Annotated in this window: 29 protein-coding genes; 13 read left to right on the top strand and 16 right to left on the bottom strand. The window is 37.6% G+C overall.

What is annotated here, in order from left to right:
• Positions 1-69: 69 nt before the first annotated feature.
• Both KO02_RS24420 and KO02_RS24415 read right to left on the bottom strand, forming a co-directional pair.
• Positions 70-918 carry a PDDEXK nuclease domain-containing protein gene (locus tag KO02_RS24420; RefSeq protein WP_200878579.1) on the bottom strand — a complete coding sequence of 283 codons (849 nt, stop codon included), beginning with the start codon at positions 916-918 and terminating at the stop codon, positions 70-72.
• Positions 919-1101, bottom strand: coding sequence for a DUF1016 N-terminal domain-containing protein (locus KO02_RS24415; protein ID WP_200878578.1), 183 nt, complete (start codon positions 1099-1101; stop codon positions 919-921).
• A gap of 667 nt (positions 1102-1768) precedes the next feature.
• On the opposite strand from KO02_RS24415, the gene KO02_RS20900 reads away from it, so the two are divergent.
• Positions 1769-1972 (top strand): hypothetical protein, encoded by a 204-nt coding sequence (locus KO02_RS20900; protein WP_051960147.1) that lies wholly within the window; start codon positions 1769-1771, stop codon positions 1970-1972.
• Between the two features lie 6 nt (positions 1973-1978).
• Complete coding sequence (locus KO02_RS20895) at positions 1979-2431, top strand: DUF6036 family nucleotidyltransferase (protein ID WP_038701447.1); 453 nt, start codon at positions 1979-1981, stop codon at positions 2429-2431.
• A 348-nt stretch (positions 2432-2779) separates the two neighbouring features.
• Here the strand turns inward: KO02_RS20895 and KO02_RS23045 are convergent, their stop codons facing one another.
• From KO02_RS23045 to KO02_RS20870, 5 genes are all read right to left on the bottom strand, one after another.
• A complete protein-coding gene (locus KO02_RS23045) occupies positions 2780-3346 on the bottom strand; it encodes a hypothetical protein (protein WP_051960145.1) in 567 nt (188 codons plus the stop codon).
• Between the two features lie 10 nt (positions 3347-3356).
• A complete protein-coding gene (locus KO02_RS20885) occupies positions 3357-3767 on the bottom strand; it encodes a protein-export chaperone SecB (RefSeq protein WP_038701445.1) in 411 nt (136 codons plus the stop codon).
• Positions 3768-4501: 734 nt separating this feature from the next.
• Positions 4502-6091 (bottom strand): AAA family ATPase, encoded by a 1590-nt coding sequence (locus KO02_RS20880; protein ID WP_038701443.1) that lies wholly within the window; start codon positions 6089-6091, stop codon positions 4502-4504.
• Positions 6072-6308, bottom strand: a complete 237-nt coding sequence (locus KO02_RS20875; RefSeq protein WP_038701441.1) for a hypothetical protein — start codon at positions 6306-6308, stop codon at positions 6072-6074. The genes KO02_RS20880 and KO02_RS20875 overlap by 20 nt, the downstream gene beginning before the upstream one ends.
• A 78-nt stretch (positions 6309-6386) precedes the next feature.
• Positions 6387-6920, bottom strand: a complete 534-nt coding sequence (locus KO02_RS20870; RefSeq protein ID WP_144243374.1) for a helix-turn-helix domain-containing protein — start codon at positions 6918-6920, stop codon at positions 6387-6389.
• 828 nt (positions 6921-7748) lie between these two features.
• Here KO02_RS20870 and KO02_RS20860 point away from each other — a divergent pair.
• The 6 genes from KO02_RS20860 (at position 7749) to KO02_RS20835 (ending at position 15847) form a co-directional block, all read left to right on the top strand.
• Positions 7749-8465 (top strand): hypothetical protein, encoded by a 717-nt coding sequence (locus KO02_RS20860; RefSeq protein ID WP_038701435.1) that lies wholly within the window; start codon positions 7749-7751, stop codon positions 8463-8465.
• Between the two features lie 123 nt (positions 8466-8588).
• Positions 8589-9221, top strand: a complete 633-nt coding sequence (locus KO02_RS20855; RefSeq protein WP_038701433.1) for a hypothetical protein — start codon at positions 8589-8591, stop codon at positions 9219-9221.
• Between the two features lie 11 nt (positions 9222-9232).
• Complete coding sequence (locus tag KO02_RS23040; protein ID WP_081918448.1) at positions 9233-10633, top strand: TlpA family protein disulfide reductase; 1401 nt, start codon at positions 9233-9235, stop codon at positions 10631-10633.
• 11 nt (positions 10634-10644) lie between these two features.
• Positions 10645-11226: a hypothetical protein gene (locus tag KO02_RS20845; RefSeq protein WP_038701431.1), complete on the top strand. Its 582-nt coding sequence runs from the start codon at positions 10645-10647 to the stop codon at positions 11224-11226.
• 5 nt (positions 11227-11231) lie between these two features.
• Positions 11232-14468, top strand: coding sequence for a SusC/RagA family TonB-linked outer membrane protein (locus tag KO02_RS20840; protein ID WP_038701429.1), 3237 nt, complete (start codon positions 11232-11234; stop codon positions 14466-14468).
• A gap of 14 nt (positions 14469-14482) precedes the next feature.
• Positions 14483-15847 (top strand): RagB/SusD family nutrient uptake outer membrane protein, encoded by a 1365-nt coding sequence (locus KO02_RS20835; protein WP_038701427.1) that lies wholly within the window; start codon positions 14483-14485, stop codon positions 15845-15847.
• A gap of 57 nt (positions 15848-15904) precedes the next feature.
• Here the strand turns inward: KO02_RS20835 and KO02_RS20830 are convergent, their stop codons facing one another.
• From KO02_RS20830 to KO02_RS20820, 3 genes are read right to left on the bottom strand one after another with little or no spacing between them, the layout of a single operon-like run.
• A complete protein-coding gene (locus KO02_RS20830) occupies positions 15905-16276 on the bottom strand; it encodes a hypothetical protein (RefSeq protein WP_038701425.1) in 372 nt (123 codons plus the stop codon).
• 51 nt (positions 16277-16327) lie between these two features.
• Positions 16328-16939, bottom strand: coding sequence for a MauE/DoxX family redox-associated membrane protein (locus KO02_RS20825; protein WP_038701423.1), 612 nt, complete (start codon positions 16937-16939; stop codon positions 16328-16330).
• Positions 16940-16961: 22 nt separating this feature from the next.
• Positions 16962-17180 carry a hypothetical protein gene (locus tag KO02_RS20820; RefSeq protein WP_038701421.1) on the bottom strand — a complete coding sequence of 73 codons (219 nt, stop codon included), beginning with the start codon at positions 17178-17180 and terminating at the stop codon, positions 16962-16964.
• 298 nt (positions 17181-17478) lie between these two features.
• On the opposite strand from KO02_RS20820, the gene KO02_RS20815 reads away from it, so the two are divergent.
• Positions 17479-17973, top strand: a complete 495-nt coding sequence (locus KO02_RS20815) for a hypothetical protein (protein WP_038701419.1) — start codon at positions 17479-17481, stop codon at positions 17971-17973.
• Positions 17974-18076: 103 nt separating this feature from the next.
• On the opposite strand, the gene KO02_RS20810 is transcribed toward KO02_RS20815, so the two are convergent.
• The 4 genes from KO02_RS20810 to KO02_RS20795 form a co-directional block, all read right to left on the bottom strand.
• Positions 18077-19105, bottom strand: coding sequence for an AraC family transcriptional regulator (locus KO02_RS20810; protein ID WP_038701417.1), 1029 nt, complete (start codon positions 19103-19105; stop codon positions 18077-18079).
• Between the two features lie 165 nt (positions 19106-19270).
• Positions 19271-20227, bottom strand: a complete 957-nt coding sequence (locus tag KO02_RS20805; protein ID WP_144243373.1) for a hypothetical protein — start codon at positions 20225-20227, stop codon at positions 19271-19273.
• Positions 20199-20735: a hypothetical protein gene (locus tag KO02_RS20800; RefSeq protein WP_038701413.1), complete on the bottom strand. Its 537-nt coding sequence runs from the start codon at positions 20733-20735 to the stop codon at positions 20199-20201. Before KO02_RS20800 ends, KO02_RS20805 begins: the two co-directional genes overlap by 29 nt.
• Positions 20736-20751: 16 nt before the next feature.
• Positions 20752-20973 carry a hypothetical protein gene (locus tag KO02_RS20795; protein ID WP_144243372.1) on the bottom strand — a complete coding sequence of 74 codons (222 nt, stop codon included), beginning with the start codon at positions 20971-20973 and terminating at the stop codon, positions 20752-20754.
• Positions 20974-21098: 125 nt separating this feature from the next.
• Between KO02_RS20795 and KO02_RS20790 the strand changes: the two genes are divergently transcribed.
• Together KO02_RS20790 and KO02_RS20785 are read left to right on the top strand one after the other, a co-directional pair.
• The gene (locus KO02_RS20790; protein ID WP_038701408.1) at positions 21099-21917 is read left to right on the top strand and encodes a LytR/AlgR family response regulator transcription factor; all 819 of its coding nucleotides are present in this window, start codon (positions 21099-21101) and stop codon (positions 21915-21917) included.
• A 257-nt stretch (positions 21918-22174) separates the two neighbouring features.
• Positions 22175-22972, top strand: coding sequence for a histidine kinase (locus tag KO02_RS20785; RefSeq protein WP_158500326.1), 798 nt, complete (start codon positions 22175-22177; stop codon positions 22970-22972).
• Between the two features lie 223 nt (positions 22973-23195).
• On the opposite strand, the gene KO02_RS20780 is transcribed toward KO02_RS20785, so the two are convergent.
• Entirely contained in the window at positions 23196-24422 is a 1227-nt protein-coding gene (locus KO02_RS20780) for a type II toxin-antitoxin system HipA family toxin (protein WP_038701403.1), read from the bottom strand.
• Positions 24419-24727, bottom strand: a complete 309-nt coding sequence (locus KO02_RS20775) for a helix-turn-helix domain-containing protein (RefSeq protein WP_038701401.1) — start codon at positions 24725-24727, stop codon at positions 24419-24421. The genes KO02_RS20780 and KO02_RS20775 overlap by 4 nt, the downstream gene beginning before the upstream one ends.
• 261 nt (positions 24728-24988) lie before the next feature.
• On the opposite strand from KO02_RS20775, the gene KO02_RS20770 reads away from it, so the two are divergent.
• Together KO02_RS20770 and KO02_RS20765 are read left to right on the top strand one after the other, a co-directional pair.
• Positions 24989-25306: a hypothetical protein gene (locus tag KO02_RS20770; RefSeq protein WP_144243371.1), complete on the top strand. Its 318-nt coding sequence runs from the start codon at positions 24989-24991 to the stop codon at positions 25304-25306.
• A gap of 163 nt (positions 25307-25469) precedes the next feature.
• Entirely contained in the window at positions 25470-25796 is a 327-nt protein-coding gene (locus KO02_RS20765; protein WP_038701397.1) for a hypothetical protein, read from the top strand.
• The last annotated feature ends 19 nt before the right edge of the window (positions 25797-25815 follow it).

Genomic DNA, 25815 nt, shown 5'->3' with positions numbered 1-25815 from the left:
ACGCATCAAGAATTATTTGAAGAGTTGGCTGAGGCTATTGTTAGAATCAAAATCTTCATGCTCATCTGCTTAATCAACGGTATTTAAATCCTCGCCTAGCTGGTTTTCTAATTGTTCGACAGTTGGTAACTTACTTTGAAAATCTTTTGGTAATGCTTGTGTTAGTATGTATTCACTGATGCCAATGGGTTTGTTAATATCTCTGAGTGCGTATTCTGCTTCAACTTTATCTTTATCCTTACATAATATGAGACCTATAGAAGGATTGTCGGATGAATGCTTTAGTTGGCTATCTATAGCTGATAAATAAAAATTAAGTTTTCCGGCATATTCTGGCTTAAACTTTCCAGATTTTAGTTCAATAACTATAAATGACCGCAATTGTAAGTGATAAAAAAGAAGATCTATGTAATATTCATTATCATTTACTATTATTTGGTATTGACGACCTACAAATGAAAATCCTTTACCGAGTTCAATTAAAAATTGCGTTATGTGTTCCATCATTGCACCTTCTACCTCCCTTTCTAGTGCGTACTGTTCTAGTCCAAGGAAATCAAAATTGTAGGGATTTTTTAATGTTTCTATTGCTAACCCGGATTGATGTTGCGGTAATGTACGTTCAAAGTTTGTGATAGATTTACCTTTTGCTTCGTAGTAGTTATTTTTTATAGCTAATTCAAGATTGTCCCTTGTCCATCCATTTTCGACTATAGCTCTGCAATAGAATATAGCTGTTTCAATATTTTTTATTTTACTTATAATAAGTCGATTATGTCCCCATGGGATTTGTGCCACAGGTTGTGGCACAAAGTCATATAGTTGATTGTAGAATAAATACCATTGACGTATAGCATAAAGATTTCGTCTGGAAAAACCATTAATATTTGGGAAATTCAGTTTTAAATCAATAGACAATTATTCTAAAATTGCATCACCCCAATTTGATTCAACTTGTTTTCTTATAATGTCAGATGCTAGATTCCAATAAAGTTCTATTAATTGGGAGTTGGCGCTAATAGCGACCTTAAGTTGAGTTGTTTTTATTTTTAACTTAATTTCTTCTAGCCATTTTTTATAAGAATTTGTATTGATGTTCATTCTACACTATTTGTGATTTGAAATTTGTGATATAATTGGTTCTCAATATCTAAGATACTGAAAAAAGTATGAATATACCTTATCCCTCACTTTCATCTCCATCAGCTGGCTTAGGTAATCCTATTACAGGACGGTCGTCATTTCTTAATGTTAGTAGGTGAGTAAGTTAGACTGATCGTTACTGCGTTACTTGTCACTGTGTTACTTGGTTAAAGTTAGAACCTAAAGTCTGCGGATAATCTATGATGCCGATCAAAACCAAATCTTATTTATCATTAACTATTCGAAGAGCTGGCTTGAATAATTCAGTATGCAATACCAATTCGTGAATCTGGAGGTGGAATCCTATGGTCAAACCTCTTTTATCCAAAAAGGGACTTCAAATGTGAAGCCCCATTATTTACTATTGTAGGTAGAATATAATCAAGTGAAATAACCCTCTTTGCCAAAGGGGGGGGGTATTTATAAATAATAAGATAGGCAAATAAGTTTGAAATGACCGCCCAAATTTCCAAAAACTATTAATTCTCGAAAATTTAAGTTGTTACGTGTCTTCATTCAGAAAATGTAGTTTTTGAGGTTCCCATATGAAAACATTAAATTTTTCGTTCTTTTATCAACGTTGACTTTGTAATATATTATGGACTTTATTATTTAAATTTGTTTTATGATGACATTTCGAATGGATAGAACTGCTTTTAAAGCGCAATCTGCAGTGGAGGCTGCAAATCATGCTCAATATTATATAAAATTGAGTTGGCAACAACGTCTTCAAATAGCATTTTACCTTAATAGTATTGCTTTTAATTTTTCGCTCGATAATCCACCTAGGATGGATAAAACAAGGTTTAAAGCAACTTCAAGGACATAATTGACTATGGGGAATATTTTTAATGAGGATTTTAGAGATTTTCTAATTTCATTGAATAAGCATGAGGTAAGATATATTCTAGTCGGTGGTTTTGCAGTTATCTTGCATGGTTATTCTCGAACTACTGGAGATATGGATATTTGGGTAGAACGATCAGAAATAAATTATTCAAGATTGACGAATGCATTTCTAGAATTTGGTATGCCAGTATTTGATATGACTAAAGATAACTTTTTGTCTCATCCTATATGGGATGTTTTTACATTTGGCGTTCCACCAGTTGCTATTGATATTATGGTTAAAGTAAAAGGTTTAGATTTTAATGAAAATTATGATAAATCTATATTTTTTGAAGATGATGATTTAAAAATAAGAACATTGCATAAAACTCAATTGATCGCAGCAAAAAAAGAAAGTAATAGACCGAAAGATATTGATGATATAGAAAATTTATCTTAATATCAAGATAGTTCCGATACTAACTCATCTTTCAAAAAGTTGGTACAATTTATTTTTTTTAATTCCTTCTCCTCTCAACTATCAATCACCTTATCCCCCACTATCATCTCCATGGCTTAGGAAAAAACCTATAACAGGACGTTCATCGTTTTTTAATTTTATTAGGTGAATAAGTTAGACTGATTGTTACTGCGTTACTCGTCACTGTGTTACTTGTTTAAAGTTAGAACCTAAAGTCTGCGGATAATTTATGATATTGATAAAGAAAATATATTATTAATCTTGAACGAGTCGAAAAGTTGGTTGGGTGTTTACTCTTGCTCTTAAAAACATTGTCTCCTTCATTTTTTATGCTACATCGCCATCTGTGGAATCATGCACTAATTGGAAACTGCTGAAGATTACTCCTTCTAAATCAAAAATACATAACTGAACAACTAAGCTTAAATTCAATTTTACGTGGGTAAAATTTTTATCAAACTTTAGCACTTTTGTTTGATCAGGATCTTCAATATAATATTTAAAAGCATCTGTACTATCTATTCTACTTGATGCAAATGAAAAATTACCAGATTTACGAAGGAAATCTATTACATGACCTACAGTTGTATCCTCGGTAACGTAGCCATTATTTTTAAGCTCGTTAAATAAATCACTAAAGCCATCTCGATGTTTAACATTGCCAACTAGATCCAAACAATTATCATCGTCAATTAAGCACTCTGCTTTGAAGATGATATAATCAGCTTTTAATCTATTAGTGCCCCAATAATGTGCAGCTTTTATTGACTCTTCCCAAAAGTAATATCCAGGAGATAGCCACGCGTCATCGCGATTGCATATATAGGGACCATGAGCTAACACTTCTTCATTATTCCCTCTGAAATTTAATGTGTGGAAAATATCCTTTACCATTCCTTAATTTCTAATCTATCTCGTTAGTATGTTGCTTTAAAGGCGCATTCAAATCTGATAAATTCAAGGTTGGAAGAATTATGGGACGAATATTTGATTGGACAGTAATTGTACTTATATAAGCCCTTAGATATGGAAAAAGAATTGCAATACTGTTTGTATAGAAATAATCTGGAACTTCTGAAAGGCTTGAAACATTGGTAAAATCGAAAATACTTTCGCAATCAACTGATACAAATGCGTCAGTAACTCCTTCACTTTTCGCAATTATTGCAAACCTTAATTCAAAAATGGATCTTGATTTTATAAAAGTGCCTGATACAGCAAAAGAAACATCGATTTCACCTTCTTTATAAAAAGAAAAATCTAATAATGTTTTAGTGAACTTGTAGTTCGAAATTTTGAAAGATGCTGGTTGCATTGGACTGATTTAAATAAAAAAGGTTCGAATATGAATTCGAACCTAAGTTATTGTTAATCTTGAAGCTTTCAAAATTATTTTTTTCATTTGTGAAAGTTATACTGCATCTTTTACTTGATAAGAACTCAGTAACTTTAAGCCCTCCTTTATCTAAATAGTTGCCGGAAGACCAAATTTCCATCACTTCATCTCTACTTTTAGTAGCGAGGAAATTCTTTAGATTATCTAACATCTCTTTCATAATATTATTTTTTCAATATTTCATATCAATACTATATGCAAAGAATCCCTTAGAATTTTTCACAAGGATTCAATTTTAATACAGTATTTCAGTGTGTGTTATTGGCGGCACGTGTACGTTCCATTTGTACGTATAGAACAAACATAATCACGAAAAGTTTAATTTCCAAATTGGTGGTCTTATTGATGATATAGTTTGTAGTGCAAGTGTTGATAAAGGAGATGCTACAAATTATAGGCTTAGAGTTCATAGTATTAAAGCTCTATGTCGAACGAATGATGTATATACTAAGTCATGGTTCAAATATACAAGAACTATCGCTTAAATGAAGAAAAAGCTTAAAATAACTGAATAATTTTTTTTTGATTTATTTTTAATATTTTTAATATTTATAATAATGTTACAAGGAATTATTATTTAAAGAATATATATGATTCTAATCTGAATGCTAGTGTTAGAACAATATCTTTTTTGTATAACCTATTTAGTTGCTCTAGTCTGATATCAACAATTGTAATTTATCAAATAAAGCAGTGAACTCTTTGAAATGAACCGAATCAAGTTCCTTTAGGTTTTCTGCAAATTTTCGTTTGTTCCCTTTGAAAAGATATATTGTCCCTCCACCTGGCATTGCTTCTTCTGAAAAATAAGTTTCTATGAAACTAGGGGCATTAAGAAATAATGATTCAACTGTTAAATGCGATTTTTCCTCGAAAGTTTCATCATCGTTTTTTATTGCCAATTTCATTATTTTTTGATCTTGTGTTGCTGGTAATAAGAGAAGGTAGGCATTTTGACCGTTACTGCGCGTCAGACATTTTACTGGATCCAGTTCCACTAAATGAGGAAATTTCTTTTCCCTTTTCCAGTTAGAATAACCGGCCTGATCGAAATCAAATAATGCGATCAGTTTTTTCTGCGGAAATTGGATAAATATTCCATCAGGAGTTTGATCCCCTCCATTAAACAGCATACCCAAAAAACTTGCAGAGAAACAATCTTGGATAAAAAATGGCATAGTCTGATCTGGGTAAAGTTTATTCCATGCTATTTCGAGGATTATTTTATCGGTAATTCCTTCTGTAAATACGATGTGCTTATCTGTATTTTCTAAGTTATAAACTATCCCTAAATTTCCATCTTCCATAGATATTGAGGCCAAGCCATCGCTCAATGCTTGTACTGCTTTATTTCTGTCTTCTTTAACAGGATATCCCAATAAACGGTCCATCCTATATATGGCATCTGGTGATGAGAGAGCGATTGTAGATGGTGAATGTGTTGTTAATATGACTTTAACTTTTTGTTCGTTAACTAATGTCTCTTGAATAACATTGATAAATAGTTGTGTTAAGGACGGGTGGAGATGGGCATCTGGTTCGTCAAATAATATAACTTCAGGAAAATTACCATTACTTGAAGCGTGATATAATACAAAAATTAGTGCCATAATCGTTTTCTCTCCAGACGAAAGGCTATTAATTGGTACTGGTTTTCCATTCTCATTATCCACGAAAGTAACAGGAGGAGGTGTTTCTTCGTTTTTTGAAGGTACATATTCTGCTTTATATTTGAATTTAGCCTTAATAAGTATTTCGTTAAACACATCCCATGGGGTAGAAATTTTTTCCGTCAATGCAGAATAGTACTTCTGTTTTAAATGGAACTGGTGAAAGAGTAGATCCAATGCAGAAGAAAAGATATGGGTAGGAACGCTATAGAATATCAGAAAATCAATAAAGGTTAAATTATCAATGCTTTTTTTTGTTTGTTGAGCGAGAATTTTTAATTGGCTCAATTCATGTGTATTAGCCTTTCTAATAGAGGATGAAGATATATTATTTGGACTCGTATGTAAAGATTTAGCAAATACCTCAATTGCACTATTTAGTGCTACTAATTCAGCCTGTTCACTTTCGAATATTTTGTCCTTTATCGAACTAAAACATTTTGAAATAGGGTTTAAAATGTCCCATTGTTTTTTGATTGTCTGTATGAGTGATTGATTTTCGGTGTATTCAAATTCTGAACTTTTTAATCCAGGGTAGGAATAATGGATATCTTTAAGTTCTATCCCTTTCATCAGAGATTATTGGAAAAATCATTTTAGATTCTACCTGAGGATTATTCATCATTGCAAGATCATGTCTTTCCCAATAACCGTGTGCATTATCTCGAATACTTTCTAAGAATTGTGTTTTACCAGAACCATTTTCTCCAGTTAATACTGTTAGGCCAGGTAAAAATATATTGAACTGTTCTTTTAGTATTTTGCCGTTGTCTAATGTATTAATTATCATAAAAATATATTGGTTATTTCAAAAAAACGTGTTTATGGACTGAATTTAATGTTTATTTTAAGATTTTTATAATCTGTCTTATCCCTCATTTTCCTTTTTATCTGGTTTTGGTAACAGGCCAATAACCGGACGTTCACCATCACCGTAGAAATATTCGAAAAGTTGGCTTGGTTTAATTCCCATTAGTTTAGCAACATTGTTTAGTTCTTCTGCGTAAGGTCGTTTTTTTGGATCAGTTAGGAGTTTATTAAGTCTCACGTTATCAATTCCAGTATTATCTTCAATATAGTTTTGAGGTTTGAAATAATCAAAAAGTAATATACCAAGCGTTGATTTCCATTTATTGTTAAACTCTTTGTTATTTGAATTTTTAAAAATTTCTTCACAAGAATAGTCAAAATCTAATGTTGTAGATTTTATTACCCTATAAAACTCATCTGCATAAAGTAAAGTTGTTTTTTCTATGTATAGCTTGTTGACTTTTGTAGTAGTAAACCCCGTAGAGTCTGAAACATACTTTTGTGTGATTTTGTTTTTGAATAAAAAACTTCCCAACGGTGTTAAATAGCCCATCTTATATTTATTTTCAATTATTTGGTTAAAAACTTCCAAATCATTTATTTTATTCTTATATTTGATTTATAATCAGTTCACTGGTTAGAGTCTTGTTAACGAAAACGACGAATTTTCATAGAACGCGAGACGATAGGGTTTGTGAACCCCCATGCTTTTTGTACTTTTACAATTAGAAGGGGCGAGCTCCCCCTATTTGAAATCGCGTTCTGGGTTCTTCGTCGTACCTCGTTAGCGGTGGAAAAATAGTGGAGCTTACCTTTTATATAAAGCCTCATAATCTCTTCCAACAGACTTATTTTCATTAACCAAATTGTGTAACCAAATAAATGATGAAAAGAAAAAAGTCCAAAAATCCACCCATGTTTCAGCTGATCCAGGATCGTGCTGGGCATAGCGCTATCAATGCGTTGAACAAAAACAAGATCCGACAACCGGAGTAGCTTGTATACATTAAAAACCAAAAGGGGCATATCCACCCGATAGGGTAGTACAAAGCACACGATAATGGTGTATAGCCATTATAATAGCCTAGTTCCTACTGGTTTTACCGATTCGTATTAGCGTTATTGTACCATAAGCATTTGATTTTTTGTTTCTTTTTTTCTTGACACATTAAAAGTAATGAAATATTCCTTGCCAAACAATGATTTCGCTTAAGAGATGTATAGTTTTTCTATATATAATCGAATCAGATTTTCTTCTAGTACCTAAAAATGCAATCGCGAAGACCAATTATAATACGTGATGAAGACATATAATTGCATTTTTCCCATCTTATTTTTTAACTGTTAGGCCGTGAAAACGGGTTGTGGATTTCTAGAGTCTTACTGCCTAAATTACGCTTAACGCAAACTAACGAAAATAATGCAAAATACTTGCTATAGGGAGAGCTATGCGCTATCCTCTGGGAAAGAAATGTCTTCGTTATTGAGTGAAAATCGTGTTTCAATTATCAAAAAACCAATTATGATAACACAATTACCCGTGCGAAATTTTAAGCTGCCATCCTTAGATCCACTCAAAAGGTTGTATTCGGGAGATGCGACTTACATCCAGAATAAACGGCCTAAGGAGCGCTACTATTCGTATCTGACTCCATCGAAGGCAGGGGACAGTTCTTATACGGCAGTGGTGCGTGATGATGGCCAAGATGTGCTTCGGATATTATTGGCACACATGGCTATTTACGAATGCTATTTGTTTGCGTTAGGCTTGCCATTAAGCTTTCCTGCCGAGCAGATCATTGTACATGGCGAGGATAAAGCCAAGTTTATCCCCGTTAGGACTACTGGAGTTCGTTCGCGATCGTCTGAAATACAGCGGTATGATTATGAGCTTACTGTACCGGCCGATACCGAAAGAGAGGAATACCAGCAGCGGATATTGAATGATCTGAATGATGAGTTTCAATTGCACGTGCGGGTCGAGAAACTTTCGATCGTAAAAGAAAGCAGGCAGGTGATAACTAAGAACGGAATTTCCGTCGAACTCATCTGGCAAGAACAGCCGATGATGATCATGAAAAGTAAACCAAATGTAAGTACAGTATCGGTCTCGAACAGACGAGCTGTACAAATTTAAAATAAGATAAAGTTTTACTGTTTATAAATCCCCATTCAGCCGAGGGGAAAATGACTTTTGTGAAGGAGTCACCCTCGGTCTGTATTAGGGGCAGGGGAGCTTTATGCCTAAAAATTAGAAAAAATGAATACAATTAAAATATATATAAGTAGCGTCTGGGCAAAGGTTCAGAAGTTATTTAAGTCTGGCGGAGAAGGATTTTTGCTAGTCGGGAAGGTGTTAGTGGTAGCAGCAATTATTACTGTAAATATCCATAGTGTACGTGCACAATCGAAAGTGGAAGTTAAGCCGGTCAAGCTACTTGACCTACCAGAAATCAAACCATATGAACCTTTACCCTATGTAGTGCAGGACATGCCGCTGGAACTCCAATACTTTAATGGCGATAACAATAAGACCAGCACTTTTAGGGAGATGAACAAAAATTATGTGCAGCTCTTCTTTTGGGATGCTTCCTATCCCGAGCATTATACAGACCTCAAAAGAATCTATGATTATAGAGAAGCAATGGGGCGGCATTCCAATGTTATACTGGTTATCAGTAAAACGGATAAGGCGACACTAGAAAAAGTAAAACTTACGCTAGAACGCTTTAAAAAAGAGTTTGATGTTAAAATGGATATTGCCTGTATCATCGGTAATCCAAATTTGGATAAACTGTTCAGAGTAGGTGCTTTTCCGAAATATGCGCAGGTCAATAAAGATGCGGTATACTATTCTGAAATGAGCGTCGATGCTATGTTTAAAAGTTTTTAAGTCTTAACGATATGAAAATAACGAACAAAAAGAAGCTATTGTTTTGGGAATATTTCCTGGAGGTATTTCACCAGTGCGTTTATCATTTTCATCGGTATAGTAAAATGGTGCTATTCATATTACTGCTGTTTGGGAGTGAGGTGAGTAGGGCACAAGGAGCTAAGGAAGTAAATAAACAAGTGCAAATGGATTTAAAACCGTTGAAAGCTGGCGATCCAATTCCTGATGCGGTTTGGGAAATGTCATTTGTGTTGCACGACTTAAAAGGAGGTTCAAAAACGATTCCATTTAAAGATCTTAAAGGTAAAGTTATCCTGTTTGATTTTTGGGCAACAAGCTGTACGTCATGTATTAATGGTTTTCCAAAGATGGAAGAATTGCAAAAAAAATATGGAAAGGATTTGGCTGTTATCTTGGTGAACAGTAAGCGAAATAGAGACAGCCCAAAGCGACTGAAGGCTGTATTTGACAATTACAAGAAAACGTATAATTATGAGATGGAACTTCCGTCGGTAATAGATGATACTATTTTTACTCAATTATTCGCGCATAATACGGTTCCCACGCATGCTTGGGTGGATCGAGAAGGAAAATTGGTGGGTGTGGATAAGGGAAGTGATGATTTGGAGAAAAGAGTGAAAAGCTTGATCGCAGGAGAGCAGGTAGATGTACTCGATATGAGCGTTACCATCAATAAAGATCGTAACAATAGGCCATTGCTGGTGGATTCAATAGGGAAGTTATCAACATCTATATTTGCAAAACCCCAGCCTAATTTTATGCCAACTCAAAGGAATATATATTATGAACAGGGCCATACATTTTTTCAATTGGGCAATCACCCACTAAAATCAATTTTGCAATACGCATTTGATAAGGAACTTACAGGATTTGTTTTTTATGAATATGTTTTTGACCCACAATTAAATCAAGGCAATCATTTCCAGATGTGTCAAGCATTAAATGATACGTACTGGTACGAGATGTATCGTGCTGATTCCGTTGAACGAGAAGAGGTGCGAGAGCTGGTGAAAGCAGATGTCATGCGTTTTTTTCAATTGGAGGTCATCCGACAAAAGGATTTGCAGGAAGTGTATGAGCTGGAGCTCTTGCCGGCATTTTCCAAGTTGGAATCAAAGGGTGGAATGCCGTTTAGAGTAAAAGAATTGAGTGAAGATGAAATGCAATTGAATAATATAGTCCTGTTCCAATTTTTAAATCTATTATTTCCTTATCTGGACAGGCCAGTCGTTTTCAACGAAGAAAATAGAACCAAATTTAATCTTTTACTTCCCAAAGGCTTTATCAATTTTTCTCTATCCCAAAAACTGTCTTTTTTAACAAGTAAAGGTCTACACTTAAAATCTGTTAAAAAGGTAATCGAATACCCTTATTTTAAAAAAATCAATTAACCGATACTATTATGAAAACATATAAATATAACAACAGAAATGCTGGTGCAGCATGCTTATGGCACAAATTGCTGGCTTTCTTTTTACTGATTGCGTGTCTTTCCTTTCAAGAAGTCGTTGCTCAAGATAAAAACACGACGTCAGTAGAGACTAAATTAGGTTTAAAGAAAGATGAGTTTTTACCAGAAGAAGCTTGGAATCATCGTTTTAAGTTTTCGTACTTAAATGGTAAACCTCAAGAAGAGCATCAGCTTTCGGAGTACAAAGGCAAGACACTTTATTTTTTCTTTTGGGATGCTTCATATCCCAATTCTTATTCCGACTTACGTAAACTCTACGAGATATGCCTCATTTCATCCGACCAATTTGCGTCTTTTGTGGTGCACAGTAAAAAAAGTAAGGATACCCAAAAGCAGCTAAAAGCGATGATGGATTGTTTCGAAAAAGAATATGGCGATGTGATGGATACCCCAATTATAATGGAAGATGAGTTCTTTACCACATTATTTCAGCCCAGTCAATTATTACATTATACGCTAATACTTAATAATGGGATGGTACACATGTCTGAATATTACAAAGCTAAATTGTAAATGATATGATTCATATTAACAGAAAATGGATAATAGCTATTATTTCCAGTTTATTCCTAAGTTTTTTCCAGATTAAAGTTCAAGCACAGGGAAATAAGTTTATCACAGTACGGGGAACGGTGTACTCCAATGAAGACCGCAAACCTTTGGCAAATGTGACTATTCGTTATCCAAGTGGTACAACAAAATCAGGTCAAAAGGGTACATTTTCTATTGGAGTCTACGCGCTAACAGATACATTGCTGTTTAGCTCTATTGGCTATTGGAATAAGAATGAACCTGTTGGGAAGTTCGTAAATGGAGCAAATATCTATTTGGATAGAAAGGTCAATGTATTGGAAGATGTCATTGTTCAGACCGGTTACCAGAGATTGAAAGCCAATGAAATAACGGGTTCGGTAGATGTCATTTCTAATGAAATGTTAAACCAGCAGACTGGGGGTAATATCCTGGATCGGTTGAAAAATATCACACCGGCAATCCGATTTGACAATAGGCCCGCAAATGACGGATCTTTGCAAAAGTTGAACCTATCTGTTCGAGGCCTCAGTACCATCAATGGGCAGCGCGACCCTTTGATTGTTTTGGATGGGTTTATCTATGATGGTAACATCGAAAATATTGACCCCAGCAGCATTGACAATGTCACTGTACTCAAAGATGCTGCTGCCGCCGCTATTTGGGGTGCCCGAGCAGGGAATGGTGTCATCGTCATCAGCTCGAAAAAAGGAGCGTTTTACCAATCGCAGCCAAAAGTCTCTTTTAGCAGTACGCTGCTGTTGCCACAGAATCCAGATTTAGGCAAACTATATCGTCTGTCCAATCGTGAGTTTATCGGTATTGAAAAGATGCTGTTTGATCAAGGTTATTATAGTCCCTATTTAGACAATGTGCCCTACTATCCCATGACTCCTGCTATTGATCTTTTTGACCAAAGAAAACGAGGTTTTATCTCTGCATTAGACTCGACGAACATGATGAATCAGATGTTAGTGCAAGATGGGGTGCAAAATTACATGGACCGCTTTTACCATCGCAGTTACAGCGACCAGCATAGTTTGAATGTGCGGGGTGGCGGTGGTCGGAATGCCTATAGTTTTGGAGTCGGGCATAACCGCAACCGTACGCTCAATGATGCGCATAGCGATAAACTGAACATCAGTCTATCCAACAGCTATAAGCCTACCGATAAGTTGCAGTTAGATATCAATGTCTTGTTTACCAATCAAAAAAATACAGCAGGGTTGCCAGGATATAATAGCTTGACTTATGGTACTAAAACCGTCCCCTATATGCAATTTTTAGATAATCAAGGTAGGGAATTGGCTTTTGATAATAGTTATAAAAAATCGTATATGGATAGCGCATACCCTAAGGGTTATCTGGACTGGGGCTATTATCCATTGTCGGAATATAAACAGGCTACAAATACCACGAACATCAGGGAATATAATTCGAGTGTGAACCTAAATTATCAACTGTTCAGTTTCTTGGATGCTAGTGTGGCTTTTCAATTAGCCAATCAGCAGGAAGAGCGCATACAGCTGAATACGTTGGACAGTTATGCTGCGCGATCTATGATCAATTCTTTTAGTGTGTACGATGCATCGACCAATACAACGAAATACAATGTGCCGTTGGGTGGAATAAAAAACAACAGTTTAAATTCAAGTACGTCCAAGACATTTCGTGCGCAGTTGAATTTTAACAAGAAGATTAAAGATTATCACATCATCGGGATGATGGGTGCAGAACGTAGGACTTTTGATAATGATTATTCATCTTACTCGATGTTTGGCTACAATAAGTTGCCAGCCACGAGTGTGCCTGTGGATTATGTCAATGCATTTCCTTCAGTACCAGTGAATTATCCGATGAATATTTCAGGAAGTCCAACTGCATTTACGGAAAGCAATCGATTTGTTTCTCTTTACACCAATTGGAGTGCAATATGGAAAGAAAAATACAGTATCTCGGGCAGCATGCGCCGCGATGGCGCCAATATCTTTGGGGCAAATACCAATGAAAAGTGGTCGCCCTTATGGTCCGTTGGCGGGGCATGGTTGGCGAGCAAGGAAAGCTTTTTGAAATACGATTGGATGGATTCTTGGCGTATACGTGCGACATTCGGTTATAGTGGCAATGTGGATATTCGGAAAACGCCAGACCCTATCGCTGGCACACTAACGGCTATGTATACGAATTTGCCGGCTTTAAACCTGAATGCGCTCAATGATCCTTCTTTGCGTTGGGAGCAGGTGAGTACGCTGAACTTTGGAATGGATTTTTCGCTTTGGAAAGGGAGGTTGACTGGAGCGCTGGATTATTACATCAAGGATGGTCAGGATCTATATGGTCCTGCTGAATACGATTATACCAATTGGGGCAAGGGATTTACAATTACCAAAAATGTGGCCAGTATGCAGGGGAGAGGGCTGGATGTGAATTTGAATGCTTTAATTATCAATTCGGCATTCAAATGGAAAACGAGAACAATCTTGAGTCTAAACCGGAATAAAACAACCGCATACTATTTAAATACCATAAGCAATATCAATACCTTTATCGGAGATGGGAATAGGAAAAATCCATTTGTAGGGAAGCCTTTACATGCTTTAGCCGCCTATACCTGGATGGGATTGGATACTCAAGGTAAAGCACAAGGAAATTTGAACGGAGTTGCGAGTACGGATTATGTAGCTATTCGGAATGATGTGATTAAAAATGGTGAAAATAGTGCTGGAATACGGTTTTTTGGTTCCTCTAAACCTCAAGTCTTCGGTAACTGGATCAATACTTTTTCTTATCGGAATGTGGATCTCAGTATCAACATCAATTATATGGGCGATTATTATTTTAGAAAGCCTACTACACGAGCATCTTCGTTGTTCTCTTCTGGTAGCGCTTACCCGGATTATGAAAGAAGGTGGAAAGTGCCAGGTGATGAACTGCAGACAAATGTGCCAGCTATGGGTTATCCGACAAGCTCGGATGCTGCACCTTTTTATGCAAATGCGGACTTCAACATTCTGCGGGCAGACCATTTGCGCTTGGCATATATTTCGGCATCATGGAATAAAAAGTGGAATTTGGGCAGTAGAAGTTTAAATACACGCTTGTTTTTGAATGCTTCAAATTTGGGGGTTATCTGGACAAAAAATAAGGAAAATATCGACCCGGAATATCCCTATCAATTAGGGCCTGCTCGGACCTATTCAATCGGTATTCAAGTAGATTATTAAAAACGGAATGTATCATGAAGAATAAAAATATAAAATTATTTGGAGCCTGTATTATACTGGGGTTTGGTATGCTATCTTGTAATCAATATTTAGATGTGCAGTCCGATAGCCGGCTGGTCGTGCCGAATAGTATTGTAGACCTGCAGAAAATATTGGATAATAACAGTTCAATGAACTATCAAAAGGGTAGTAGGATTGAGGAGATGACAGATGATTATATCCTCTCGGATGCTAATTATAATAAATTGCGGGATCAAGATAAATTGGCCTATAGCTGGCAGCCTTATGAGAGCTTAAGCAGTAGCGATTGGAGCAGGTCTTATTCGGTAGTTTACAATGCAAATCTGGTGTTGGATCGTTTGTCCAAGGTGAAGCGTACAGCCGAAAACGATGTTGCTTGGGATAAGGTGAAAGGGACTGCTCCTTTTTATCGCGCCAATCAATATCTATCCCTTTTATGGACGTACGCCAAAGCTTATGATCAAACAACCGCTCAACAAGATTTGGGGATCGTGCTACGCAACACATCGGATTTTAATGTAAAGTCAACACGATCTACAGTAGCAGCGAGCTACCGTAAGGTTATTGACGATTTAAAGCAGGCGTCGGACTTAATCCCCGAGCATTCAGTTCATGTATTGCAACCCAACGTGAAGGCGGTGTATGGTGTGCTTGCACGTACTTATCTGTCGATGGCTAAATATGATTCGGCTTATTATTATGCTGATTTGGTGTTGGGAGAAAATCCTGTCCTTTTGGATTTTAACCAACTGGAGGATGTTAAACCTAGCGCCAATTTTCCAATTGCAGCATTTAATAAGGAAACTGTTTTTTATGAAGAAATGAAATCGAGTGGCTTCGTGTCTTCATCTAATGTCGATGTTTCACCTGAATTGTTACAGCTGTATGACGATAACGATTTGAGAAAAGTTACTTTTTTCAAAAGTGGGAAGGGAGGAACGATGACTTTTAAAGGTAATTATACTGGGAGTGATATTTGGTTCTGCGGTATTGCTAATAATGAAATGCTGTTGATTCGGGCTGAGTGTCTGGCTCGACAGACTAAACTTGTGGAGGCACAAGGTGATTTAAATAAATTGTTGGAAAAAAGATATGCCACAGGTACTTTTGTTCCGTATGTTTTTGCTAATAAAGAGGAAGCTTTGAAGAAAATCTTATTGGAGCGTAGAAAAGAACTTTTGTTTCGGGGACTGCGTTTTATCGATATCAAAAGACTCAATTTGGAGGGCAACGGTATTGTTTTGAAAAGAACGATAGCTGGAGCCGATTATCAACTGCAACCCAATGATAAGCGCTATGCGCATCGGTTGCCAGATGATGTCGTTCGGCTTTCAGGTATACCTCAAAACCCTTATTAAACTCCAAAACCCAACATATCGTTGGGCTTTGGAGTTTAATAAGGTGATTGTATATGATTAATTTTCATTGATAATTATTGGATTAGGCGATCCTGAACCACCAATATGTTCAGGGATATAGCCTAGAGCAGATGCTCCTTCTATTGCATCTAGTGTTATTTTAAGTGGGTCTAGCTGACTGCCTGTGAGATCCGTATTCTCCACCAACATCATGCATGCTAAGTTATCTCCATTACAGCTTTTGCCATTTGGAGTTGTAGTCCAGTTACTTTCGTCAGCAACCTGATCTGGATCTGTGGCATCGCCATGGAAATATATAGGGGTAGTTACGAATGCAGCATTAGTACCCGTTACTTTATAAGCTGAAAATGTTACTATTGTTGCGACAGCTACTATAGCCAGCGCATATTTTTGAATGAAATTTTTCATTTCGTTTGTTTTAGTTTTTTATAATTTTTGTATTTTCAATTTCTTAATTGGTTACCGTGCTACTATAGCGCAGTGAACCACGCCACTGGGGTAGGGCTGCATTTTCTGGGGTATCACAAATGCATTTGTTTTAACCCCGATTGGTCTGCTCTGTACCGTGCCGATTGTTGAAAGGGCTAGATATAAGATAAATAACCGGACACTTTTGCTGTATCGCTCGCTATCACCTGAGGATAAGGAAGCAGGACGAAGCAATATTATTCCCAGTATAGATATGCTCAATAATATAATATTCACCACGAGATGCCATTCCCAAGACATGCCAGAAAAAATCGAAGCGCATGTGCACGGTCTTTTTTCATACACACCAGCCACACCCAACCCAATAAAGATGGTAAAAGTAGTTAAGAGCAGGATAGAACCCCAATAGCCCAAGCGCTTCAGTTTACTAATCCGAAAAGCTAATAGTGCACCTGTGACGATTTCGACAAGTGGTATTAACCAATATATGACCCCAATCGACCAATCTGGAAGTGGCTGCTGCTGTAACGATAGCTGAAAATTCTTCCAGCTCCACGCTTTCTCCAAGCCTACATATAGCCAAAAGATGATCAGAAAGATACTGATACTATTCGCGATGATATGTCTTACCCTGTTGTTCATAGTGCTTATTTTTTACGTTTCCTTAACAGCTTCCTTGTTGGTGGATTGTTGCGGTTTTATTTTCTATATAATACCATTGTGGTGTTTTCACTAATTCGCCTACTGCTTCCACGGTCTTGAGCTCTTGATATTTAAAAAACGGATGCCATCCAGAATTTAACGCTACTGTTGCCGCGACCATCAATAGTGTTCCAATGGTTACTTGTATGTTTGTTTTGAATCGCTCAGTTATATTTTGCATCGCTTCTTTGCTTTTTGTTTACCTCTTTACTCAAAGATATGGTGCATAGTAAAATTTCTTTTCGGCGATTGACCTATTTCGATTTCCGACTTTTTTCCTTGAAGGTTAGTTAGTTAGTTAGTTAGTTAGTTAGTCACTCCTGACTTCGTTACTATTTAGGAAGTTTAAGGAGGGGGGAAGTTGGAGGGATTTGTATGAAAGGAATGATGTTATAGTTGTATTATTTTTGTTGATAAACAGTATTTCGATTTGGAATAATTTATGTACATTGAACACTTTCTTACGTAATAATTATTTTATGATAAAGTCTATTTTAGTGCTATATTTTGCCTTTTCTGGCCTATGTTCTTTTGCACAGTCTACTACTCGGGTAGAGGTATCGCCAAAGGAGTTGATGCCTAAGGCTGCTGGTTTCTTTTCCGAAGTCAGTGCGGGAAATATACAACAGATGCTAGCCAAAAATTTAACTATCTATTCTTTCGATGTCATCTATAATGGTCAGGTCATTGCTAGAGAAGGAATTAAAAAACCAATTGAAGGTAGTGGAGACGGGTTATCGGCTATGAGCAGACTGACGTATGAGTTGTTTTTTCCTTATACTGCATTTGAAACAGAAGATCTATTGTCTTTATTAGAAGATAAGCTTGTAGAAACAAAAAAAGTAGGAGATATGAAGTATCTGAAAACGGCTGATTTTGCTTTAGTTGATCAAGATATAAATGGTGGTTTTAAAGTGGCTAACCCTTTGGGTGATAAAGTTATTATTAAACTGTATAAAGAAACATTGAATTAACTTTTTAATAAAATATTTTTTTATTAGAGGATGACTTTGAATGCTTCAAAAGTCATCCTCTAATATTGATGATCACAATTGTTTTAATATTTCCTATTTTGATTTAGGATATTGGATGAGGTCGAGTGTCATCTGTGTTATGCTCTTTAATATTTAGAATATGTTGTTGATACTGACGAGGTCTCATGCCCACCTTTTGATAGAAAAAATCGGAAAAGCTACTGGTATGGTTATAACCGCAATAGGTGGCCGTTTCACCCACCCTGTATCGGGCCAATAGCTCTTTTGCTTTTTCGATGATGCACTCATGCAGGTATTGGACAAGGGTTTGCCCAAAGTATTGTTTATGAACTTTGATCAACCGTTTCTGTCTCAGTCCAAAGCGTCCGGGAAGTGCTCCGAGGTTGAGGTCGCTAAATTCCAATGCCACTTGGTCTTGGATGCATCGGCGTACCCGCTTGGCTAGCTCTTTGTTTGGGTCGAGCAGTTCATAAAGTTCTTCTTGTTTTATCTTGGCTATGTCAAAGAGGATGAAGATCATGCTGATGATATCGGCTTCGTTTTTCGATTTATAATGGAAAAACACTTCGTCGAGCCGCTGCAGCTGATAGGGTGTTTTTTCTTTGATCGGCCAGATCGGAGTTTGGAATAGCTTTTTTTTATTGCGTAGACGTGCCGATCTAAACTCGTGCAAAAAAGCAACCCCATGTAACATGCTGTTGCGGATAAACCCGACATCGATCAATAGTCCATATACGCGATAGTATCCTGCCTTTAGGTGGATCTGAAACTTGTTTTTGGGAATATAGGAATACGTGCAGTGCGAGCCGGGTAATGAAATCTGGTTGTCTGATTTCTTTTTTTTGATTACAATTGGGCTGGGAGCACTGACAGCATAGAGCAGATGGAAATCGAAGCGATCTGTTTTGAGTTCCAGAACCATGTCCTCTAATACATAAGCCTCCAAACGATAGATGAGCGTCGAATGATAATCCATATAGGTTTCGATCATTTGGATGTTCTTTTCTTCATAATAGTTCGTTACTGCATCAGCATGTTTGGGTAAAAAGTGCTGAAAAGGACTACTCAGCTGTTCTACTTTTTGTAGTGAAATATGGTAAGATTTAATCATAATTTGGTGTTAAAAGGTTAGAGGGTGATGAAGTTAGAAGGTTATTTGGTTAAAAGGTTAAAAGGTTATTTGGTTAAAAGGTTAGTTAGTTAGTTAGTTAGTTAGTTAGTTAGTTAGTTAGTTAGTTAGTTAGTTAGTTAGAAGGTTATGGGGTTAGATGGTTACTTAAAAACTTCGGTGACCTCCTTTCCTTGTATTGATCGTCTCTGTCGCAATGGGCACCTGCAGCTTAGGCTTGGAGCTTTCAAGAGGTTTTATAATTGGCTTGGCTATATGCAATAAAGGATGGTTCCAGGCACAGAGGTTGTACCAGATCATCAGGATGGCAAAATACCAGAGCCCCATGCAGAGTGCAATACCAATATGCATGAAGATGATACCATTGATTACGAAGGGTCGACTTGATTTTTTGAACCATACCAAGGGATAGACCAGTTCGAGCATGACGGTACTACAGCCGAGGATGATCCAAAGTGGTTCGAGTTGATAGGCGGACACAGGTATTGGGAGTAGTGCTCCACTAAAAGGTTGCTGTACAGCCTTCCAAATCGCTTCGCCATTCCACCAAGTAGCGCCAGAGGCCTTACCTAGACCACCAAAAAAATAGACAACCGTCAATTGTAATCGAAAGAGACTGTGGCCCCATTGGCTCCATTGCCTTCGTTTTAATTTTCTGACTGCTGTTCCGCCAAATAGAACACTGAAGAACAATCCCGTCTGTGCCAGGTAGTCTACACCATAGCTCCAGCTATAATTGCCGATGAAGAAACAGTGATGGAGCAGGAGTAGACCTAGTGCTGGTAGCTTGCTCCTTTTGCCCAGAAATAATAAAATACCCAATAAAATATAACCTGCGCCAAATAGATGGATGGTCTCCCATGGACCAATCTTTATATGGGGTAGGTATTGGATGATGTGGTGTAACGAGTAACCCAATGGTTCATCTTGCGCTTGTATCAGTACGGGGTCTAGCAGTGCAATATGACCATATAGTGCCGCAAGATCTGGCCATAGCCATAATAGTTCTAGGGCGAGTATCGCACCTAAACCTTTGGGCAATAGGTATAATCCCAATAGTGATTTTTTGGATCGGTTAGGGGTGCTGGTTTGGTGCTTCGACATGATCGATAAGGTTTATGTATTGTGCCTCCACGTCTGCTCCATCCTGCAATTGTTGTATTGTGGGGATCAATTTTGTGACCAAAGTGCTACTAATGGTATCGCAGGGATATTGCGCCTTAATTCGCTGGGTCAATTGGACGACGGCCTTGTGGGCAAGCTGCTTAGAAGCGGTGTCTGCTTTGTTTTCGGAGAGAAAAGAACTGCCAATATCCAAATAGCTCTGCAACCGAATGCGACCGCTAGCCGATCGTAACTGTGCATGGCTACTGTACTTGGAATGGAGCCTAGACTGTAAATGATGGTGCATTTGGTAGGTGTTGCCAACTGAAGGACCATAAAAACCATAACCACCATGTATGCCGCTGAGCAACGTATAGCGACGAAGGAGATTATGGTAAAGAATCTCTGGGTGGATGGATGTGGAGAGCAAGGGGATATGAAAGGCTGCAATCGTCGCGAAATGGACGACCGCGCCTAATAGTAATACATATTTAACAGCGTTTTTCATGTGATGCTATAGGTACTTACCTGATTTCTAATACTTGACGTTTGTCTGGTTTTTGTGGAAAGAAAATTTTGGTGGTAACACCGTCTTTTATCATGGTATTCAATTCTTCAACTTTAACCGTTTGGATCGGGCCACTTGCTAGATCATTGGTCTTGTTGGCATATGATTGTCCTCCTAATATCAATACTGCGACTATAACTGTTGTAATAAATAGTTTTTTATTTTTCATATTATGCATTTTAATTTTTAATTTAATGATGAATTTGCAGAATGCGTATCATTAAAAATGTGGTAATTATTTATTATCATACTTTCTCTATTTATTCTCTTAGTTTAGGGAGTTATTGAATCAAACCTATTTATATGAAATTATTTTCTACCCTATTGATAGATGATGAGGGCTTAGCATTATTGGACATTGCTGATGTGTTGGCAGACGTCGGTATGTTTGATGTGCAGGCATCGGTTCTTTCTGTTGCCGAAGCGCACAAGTTTCTGATTAAAAGAAAGGAGGTCATGGATGTCATTTTCTGTGATATACAGATGCCCGGATGCTCTGGACTGGAGGCAGTAAAGCTGTTACGGCCTTATTGCCAATATTTTGTGTTCTGCACAGGATTTGAGCAATATGCAATGGATGCTCACCAACTGTTGGTAGACGGTTATCTGCTCAAACCGGTCAATCAATTGCGGGTTATGGATCTGACTGATAAATGGATGAAAAATAAGGTTCTTGACCGTAAAGGGCAGGATATTACAGACCATTTTATGTTGACAGATTTACCTCCACCAAAAGTACTGGATGAACATGGTGATGTTGTTAAGGATAAGAATAAAGAAGGTAAATATTATAAAAGAGTCGAAGTGAAGGATGTAGCCTATATAGCCAGATGTGGCAATTATCTTCATTTTTATGGTCTCGATACTCATGAAGACGCTATATTGTTGGGTGTGGTCAATTGGGATATGCAAAAACTATATGCTAAATATAAGGCTATAGAACAGCTATTTCCCGTTAATCAATCGACGATCGTCAATGAAAAGTACATCAAGAAAGTAATGCAAGAGGCACTCACGGTAGGGAAGACTTATTTTAGTATTACCAAGATCGGAAGGCCGCATGTCGACAGGTATTTAGCTAAAGTGAAACCTAATCATGCTAATGCGAACAGGAACAGATGATCGGTAAGCCAGATACCTATGTTAGCGTCAAGAGGTTGCTTTTTATAATGACGGTTATCTTTATCGCAATCTACCTGTTTTTGGTCGTGCCTGGATCTTTTTCAGGTCTACTCGATTTTTTAGCGACTTTATGCTTATCGGCGGTTTTGTTCGGCATAGCCCGTTACATCATATTGCCCTGGTTCTTTAGACTTTCTGGTTTTAATATCGGTCTGTTCTTCCTCCTGTTTGTTGGTCACACCTTCATCGTGTATATCGTGTTGATCGTGTTCAGTCTGGCTACTGGAGCATTGAAATGGACGCCGGGGAACTGGAGTATTTCTAATTTTTGGGAGGTGATACTCTTGTTTGCTGCACCTCATGTTCTTGCTATTTTACTGTACGTATGGGAGATAGGGCTTGATGATTGGTTTATGGCTCGTATGGCTAAAGCACGATTAAAAGAGATGGAGACAAACGAAGGGCATTGGCAAATGCTATCCTTGCAGAAGGCAATCTCACCGCACTTCATCAGCAATACCCTGTCAGCTATTCGGGTTTTGGTACGCCGTCGTGATGCGGTAAAAGCATTGGATGCCGTAAACAGAATGGCCTGTATTTCTAATTTCTATTTCACGCAACATGCCCGTTCTGTTGTCTCCCTGCGCGATGAGTTGCAGCAAGTGGACAATCTGGTGGCGATCTATGCGCTTAGAAACGGTAAGGAAATTGCTTATCGGCTAGAGCTTGACGTGCAGGTGGAACAGGATGTGTTGATTCCCACCATGTTATTGATCAATTTGGTGGAGAATGCATTGAAATATGGTGTGGTGGATGATTTGGAGAATCCGATCACCCTGTCATTGTCAGTTTCTCCTGCCGGAACTGTTTCTATTAAGGTCCAAAATCGGGTTAGTGCAGCTCCTCTGTATGGTATCGTATCTTTTGGCTCCACGTATAAAAGATTACGGAAACAGATCTATCTTATGGACGCAGATACAGGTTTTTTTGAGGTCAGACAAGACGAGTTATCTTATCAAGTAAAAGCTTCATTTTCATTGTGTTCTTCTATATAGTACTTCGGTCGTAGAATATAACTGTGTTACTGGTTACTTAGTTACTGTTTATTAGGTTAGAAAGTTAGTTAGTTATGATATAATATTACTACCATGGTAGTAGTTAATGGTGTCTTACCATTCAACTACTACTATAGTGTTAGTTGTTTAATGGAGTGACGCTCTGCTTGTAGTTTTCTTTGTAAATGGTTATCTTCATGGTAATTTGGATATATCTCTTTTATCATTTGTTGATAATAGAGGCAATATGGGATATGTTTTTCTTTTGTACATTAAAATTATTTGCTAAATTTTTCCATTGACTTAAGGCGTCTCTCGTTTGCTCAATAATTTCCTCAATGAGTAGTTTTGATAACTTCGCTTCTGTCCCCAGGTTTCGTAAATGACTTATTGATGGGGATTTACCTTCGCCCATCACCATGGTGCTTTGTTCTCCATTTGGACCGCTAGAAAAAGTAAGATCATAAGCGGGGGATAGTTTCCATAGGCCATTTTTATCCATCAGAAAACTGAAATTTTTGGCATGATCATCTCTATTGTGCGCGAACACATTGAAAACAGCAAGTCGATACATTTTCTCAACTTCGCGGATATCTTTGGTTAGGATATGCGTTAGATTTAATAAGTCTTCGTAATCAAGCGATGGAGCTCTAAAATCACTGTGTAATAAACCGCTTGCAGTATGCATGTGCAATTTATTGTGCTGATCTCTATCAAATCGTTGGACAGCAAAATAACCAGCTCCTTTCTGCGATGAGAATAAATGGATGTCTGGCATTAAAATACCTGCTTCCTTAGCTAATAATGCGTAAACATATTCAATTGCTCCGGAATCGGATCCGTCTTGTGAATTCGGAAATTTAACAAGCCAATGTTCAAAATCTTTTTCAAGGCGCTCATTGCCATATGAAATATTTTTGCGAAGCGTATCAACAGATATTAACGCTTTGGGACGAGCACCTGCGGATGAACCGTTTAAAGCTAAAAGCTCAAGTAAGATATCTTCCGAACTTCCTTGTAATACTTCTTCTGTTTGTGTTGCTAATTGATCTAAGTCGATGAATTGATGCGCATCAGAAGGGCTATTGTCGGGCTGATATACCAGAGCTCCCATGCCATGTAGACCAACGTGAGCAAGACGATCCAAAGGGGAAATTGTTGTCGATGCGATACCCTTGGACCTCACCAAACGATCAAAAAGTAATCGGCCCCAACCATCAGGGAGACTATCATTGAAAACTCCGGCTAGCCCTTCGAATGGACGTACAGGTAGTTCTATAAGTCCGTTTTGTAAAGGGAGACGAAAAGGAGATATGTCGATACCTGTTTGAATGAACGCATCATCATATTGAAAATAAATGGTTCCTTCATGTATAGCTAAACGTCCTAGGGGTTGAAGTTGGGAGTCAAAATCTAAACCGACCTTAATTTCTTTTATAGGATGTTTCATTTTATGTTTCCTCTTTTTCGTGTTGTTGGATTTGTATCTCTTAATACCTCATCAATTGAGGTAAAGGATGGTTCAGCTGGTTTCAATATATTTATCAATTCTTCCAACCCGCCAACAATAATTAATAGCTTCAGCAATGATTCTAGGGAAATGACCCCTTTTTGTTCAAACTTGCGCAAAGTCGCCAAAGGTACACCTGAACGATCAGCTAGTCCCTCTTGAGTCAAACCCATGGATAATCTTTTCCCCTGCATATGATGTGCAATTTTTAATTGTGCTTTGGATGGAGATATAAGTGATAGCATAGTAGTAGAAATTAGTGTTTTTTACGATTAACTAATATTATTGTAGTACAAATATACGAAATATTAATGATATAATACTGCTTTTCGGATGTGATTATCATCGTAAATGGTTATCTTCAAGGTAATTATAAACCTTTACCATCCCGTTGGGGAATTTCTGTTGTTTTTAGGGGCTTGGCGGACCTTTGAACTGTTATTTTTTTTCCTGGGGTCCTAGGAGATTCCTCTACCTGTGCGCTGATGGTCTTAACTCAATAGACCATGAATTTACATCTCGTGTTGATGACACTGATCGATAGAATTGAAAAATTGACGGAAGCGTTGCTGCTCATCTATAAACTTCTTACGCTACCTAACGAATTCTCAACAACCAGGAAGACTCCGACAAAGGTTTTGTCCGAGCGGAAGTTGTGGACCCACCTGGAGGTGATGAGCTATTTGAATATCAGCTTGTCTACTTATAAAAGGAGGGTAAAAGAAGGGCTCCTCAAGCCCATGACACTGACGGGGGATGATCGCTACTTTGAGGAAGACCTGACCGAGGCGATGGAACGGAGCCGACTTAAAGGGAAGCTGTAGAGGAGTTTGCTATGCGGTTACTTCGTTACTCTATTACTCGTTACTATTACTAAAGTCAGTTGGTTCCGCGCTATAGCGGAAGGTCTTCGACAGGGGAGTAAAGTAATTTGTCGTACGGAAAAGTGGTTCACTCACAGGGAAAATAGTCAAATGTATGCGGGTAATGCGATTCGTGACAGGTCTTTTTGATTCAGCCATATGGAAAGATCAGTTTCTCATTGGTCTTTATGGTTTTGCGCTGCGGGGGAACCGAAATTCCATGTGGGGAAATGATACTTCCACAGGGGCAAATGGAACTGATGGGGGGCGGAATGATTTCCTCACGTGGGGAAATGAGAAAGACACTGGGGAGAATGGTTTCGCCATAGCGCGAAATGGTGGTTTGGCGAACATAAGCGTTCACATTGGTCCAAAAAAGAGCAATATCATCCAATCCGATTCAAAAGTTCATTTTTTTTGGCTTAGAAGATATGTTTGTCTCATTAAATAAGCTCGCGAGGAATATTTAA

The organism is Sphingobacterium sp. ML3W (assembly GCF_000747525.1).
In the GTDB taxonomy this organism is placed as follows: Bacteria; Bacteroidota; Bacteroidia; order Sphingobacteriales; family Sphingobacteriaceae; genus Sphingobacterium.
This window is presented reverse-complemented; position numbering and strand designations above follow the sequence as displayed.

Bases quoted from the DNA above. Each gene is read 5' to 3' on its own strand.
- KO02_RS24415 (WP_200878578.1), bottom strand. From the start codon at position 1,101: ATGAACATCAATACAAATTCTTATAAAAAATGGCTAGAAGAAATTAAG.
- KO02_RS20900 (WP_051960147.1), top strand. From the start codon at position 1,769: ATGATGACATTTCGAATGGATAGAACTGCTTTTAAAGCGCAATCTGCA.
- KO02_RS20895 (WP_038701447.1), top strand. From the start codon at position 1,979: ATGGGGAATATTTTTAATGAGGATTTTAGAGATTTTCTAATTTCATTG.
- KO02_RS23045 (WP_051960145.1), bottom strand. From the start codon at position 3,346: ATGGTAAAGGATATTTTCCACACATTAAATTTCAGAGGGAATAATGAA.
- KO02_RS20885 (WP_038701445.1), bottom strand. From the start codon at position 3,767: ATGCAACCAGCATCTTTCAAAATTTCGAACTACAAGTTCACTAAAACA.
- KO02_RS20880 (WP_038701443.1), bottom strand. From the start codon at position 6,091: ATGAAAGGGATAGAACTTAAAGATATCCATTATTCCTACCCTGGATTA.
- KO02_RS20875 (WP_038701441.1), bottom strand. From the start codon at position 6,308: ATGATAATTAATACATTAGACAACGGCAAAATACTAAAAGAACAGTTC.
- KO02_RS20860 (WP_038701435.1), top strand. From the start codon at position 7,749: ATGCAAAATACTTGCTATAGGGAGAGCTATGCGCTATCCTCTGGGAAA.
- KO02_RS20855 (WP_038701433.1), top strand. From the start codon at position 8,589: ATGAATACAATTAAAATATATATAAGTAGCGTCTGGGCAAAGGTTCAG.
- KO02_RS23040 (WP_081918448.1), top strand. From the start codon at position 9,233: ATGAAAATAACGAACAAAAAGAAGCTATTGTTTTGGGAATATTTCCTG.
- KO02_RS20845 (WP_038701431.1), top strand. From the start codon at position 10,645: ATGAAAACATATAAATATAACAACAGAAATGCTGGTGCAGCATGCTTA.
- KO02_RS20840 (WP_038701429.1), top strand. From the start codon at position 11,232: ATGATTCATATTAACAGAAAATGGATAATAGCTATTATTTCCAGTTTA.
- KO02_RS20835 (WP_038701427.1), top strand. From the start codon at position 14,483: ATGAAGAATAAAAATATAAAATTATTTGGAGCCTGTATTATACTGGGG.
- KO02_RS20830 (WP_038701425.1), bottom strand. From the start codon at position 16,276: ATGAAAAATTTCATTCAAAAATATGCGCTGGCTATAGTAGCTGTCGCA.
- KO02_RS20825 (WP_038701423.1), bottom strand. From the start codon at position 16,939: ATGAACAACAGGGTAAGACATATCATCGCGAATAGTATCAGTATCTTT.
- KO02_RS20820 (WP_038701421.1), bottom strand. From the start codon at position 17,180: ATGCAAAATATAACTGAGCGATTCAAAACAAACATACAAGTAACCATT.
- KO02_RS20815 (WP_038701419.1), top strand. From the start codon at position 17,479: ATGATAAAGTCTATTTTAGTGCTATATTTTGCCTTTTCTGGCCTATGT.
- KO02_RS20810 (WP_038701417.1), bottom strand. From the start codon at position 19,105: ATGATTAAATCTTACCATATTTCACTACAAAAAGTAGAACAGCTGAGT.
- KO02_RS20805 (WP_144243373.1), bottom strand. From the start codon at position 20,227: ATGTCGAAGCACCAAACCAGCACCCCTAACCGATCCAAAAAATCACTA.
- KO02_RS20800 (WP_038701413.1), bottom strand. From the start codon at position 20,735: ATGAAAAACGCTGTTAAATATGTATTACTATTAGGCGCGGTCGTCCAT.
- KO02_RS20795 (WP_144243372.1), bottom strand. From the start codon at position 20,973: ATGCATAATATGAAAAATAAAAAACTATTTATTACAACAGTTATAGTC.
- KO02_RS20790 (WP_038701408.1), top strand. From the start codon at position 21,099: ATGAAATTATTTTCTACCCTATTGATAGATGATGAGGGCTTAGCATTA.
- KO02_RS20780 (WP_038701403.1), bottom strand. From the start codon at position 24,422: ATGAAACATCCTATAAAAGAAATTAAGGTCGGTTTAGATTTTGACTCC.
- KO02_RS20775 (WP_038701401.1), bottom strand. From the start codon at position 24,727: ATGCTATCACTTATATCTCCATCCAAAGCACAATTAAAAATTGCACAT.
- KO02_RS20770 (WP_144243371.1), top strand. From the start codon at position 24,989: ATGAATTTACATCTCGTGTTGATGACACTGATCGATAGAATTGAAAAA.
- KO02_RS20765 (WP_038701397.1), top strand. From the start codon at position 25,470: ATGCGATTCGTGACAGGTCTTTTTGATTCAGCCATATGGAAAGATCAG.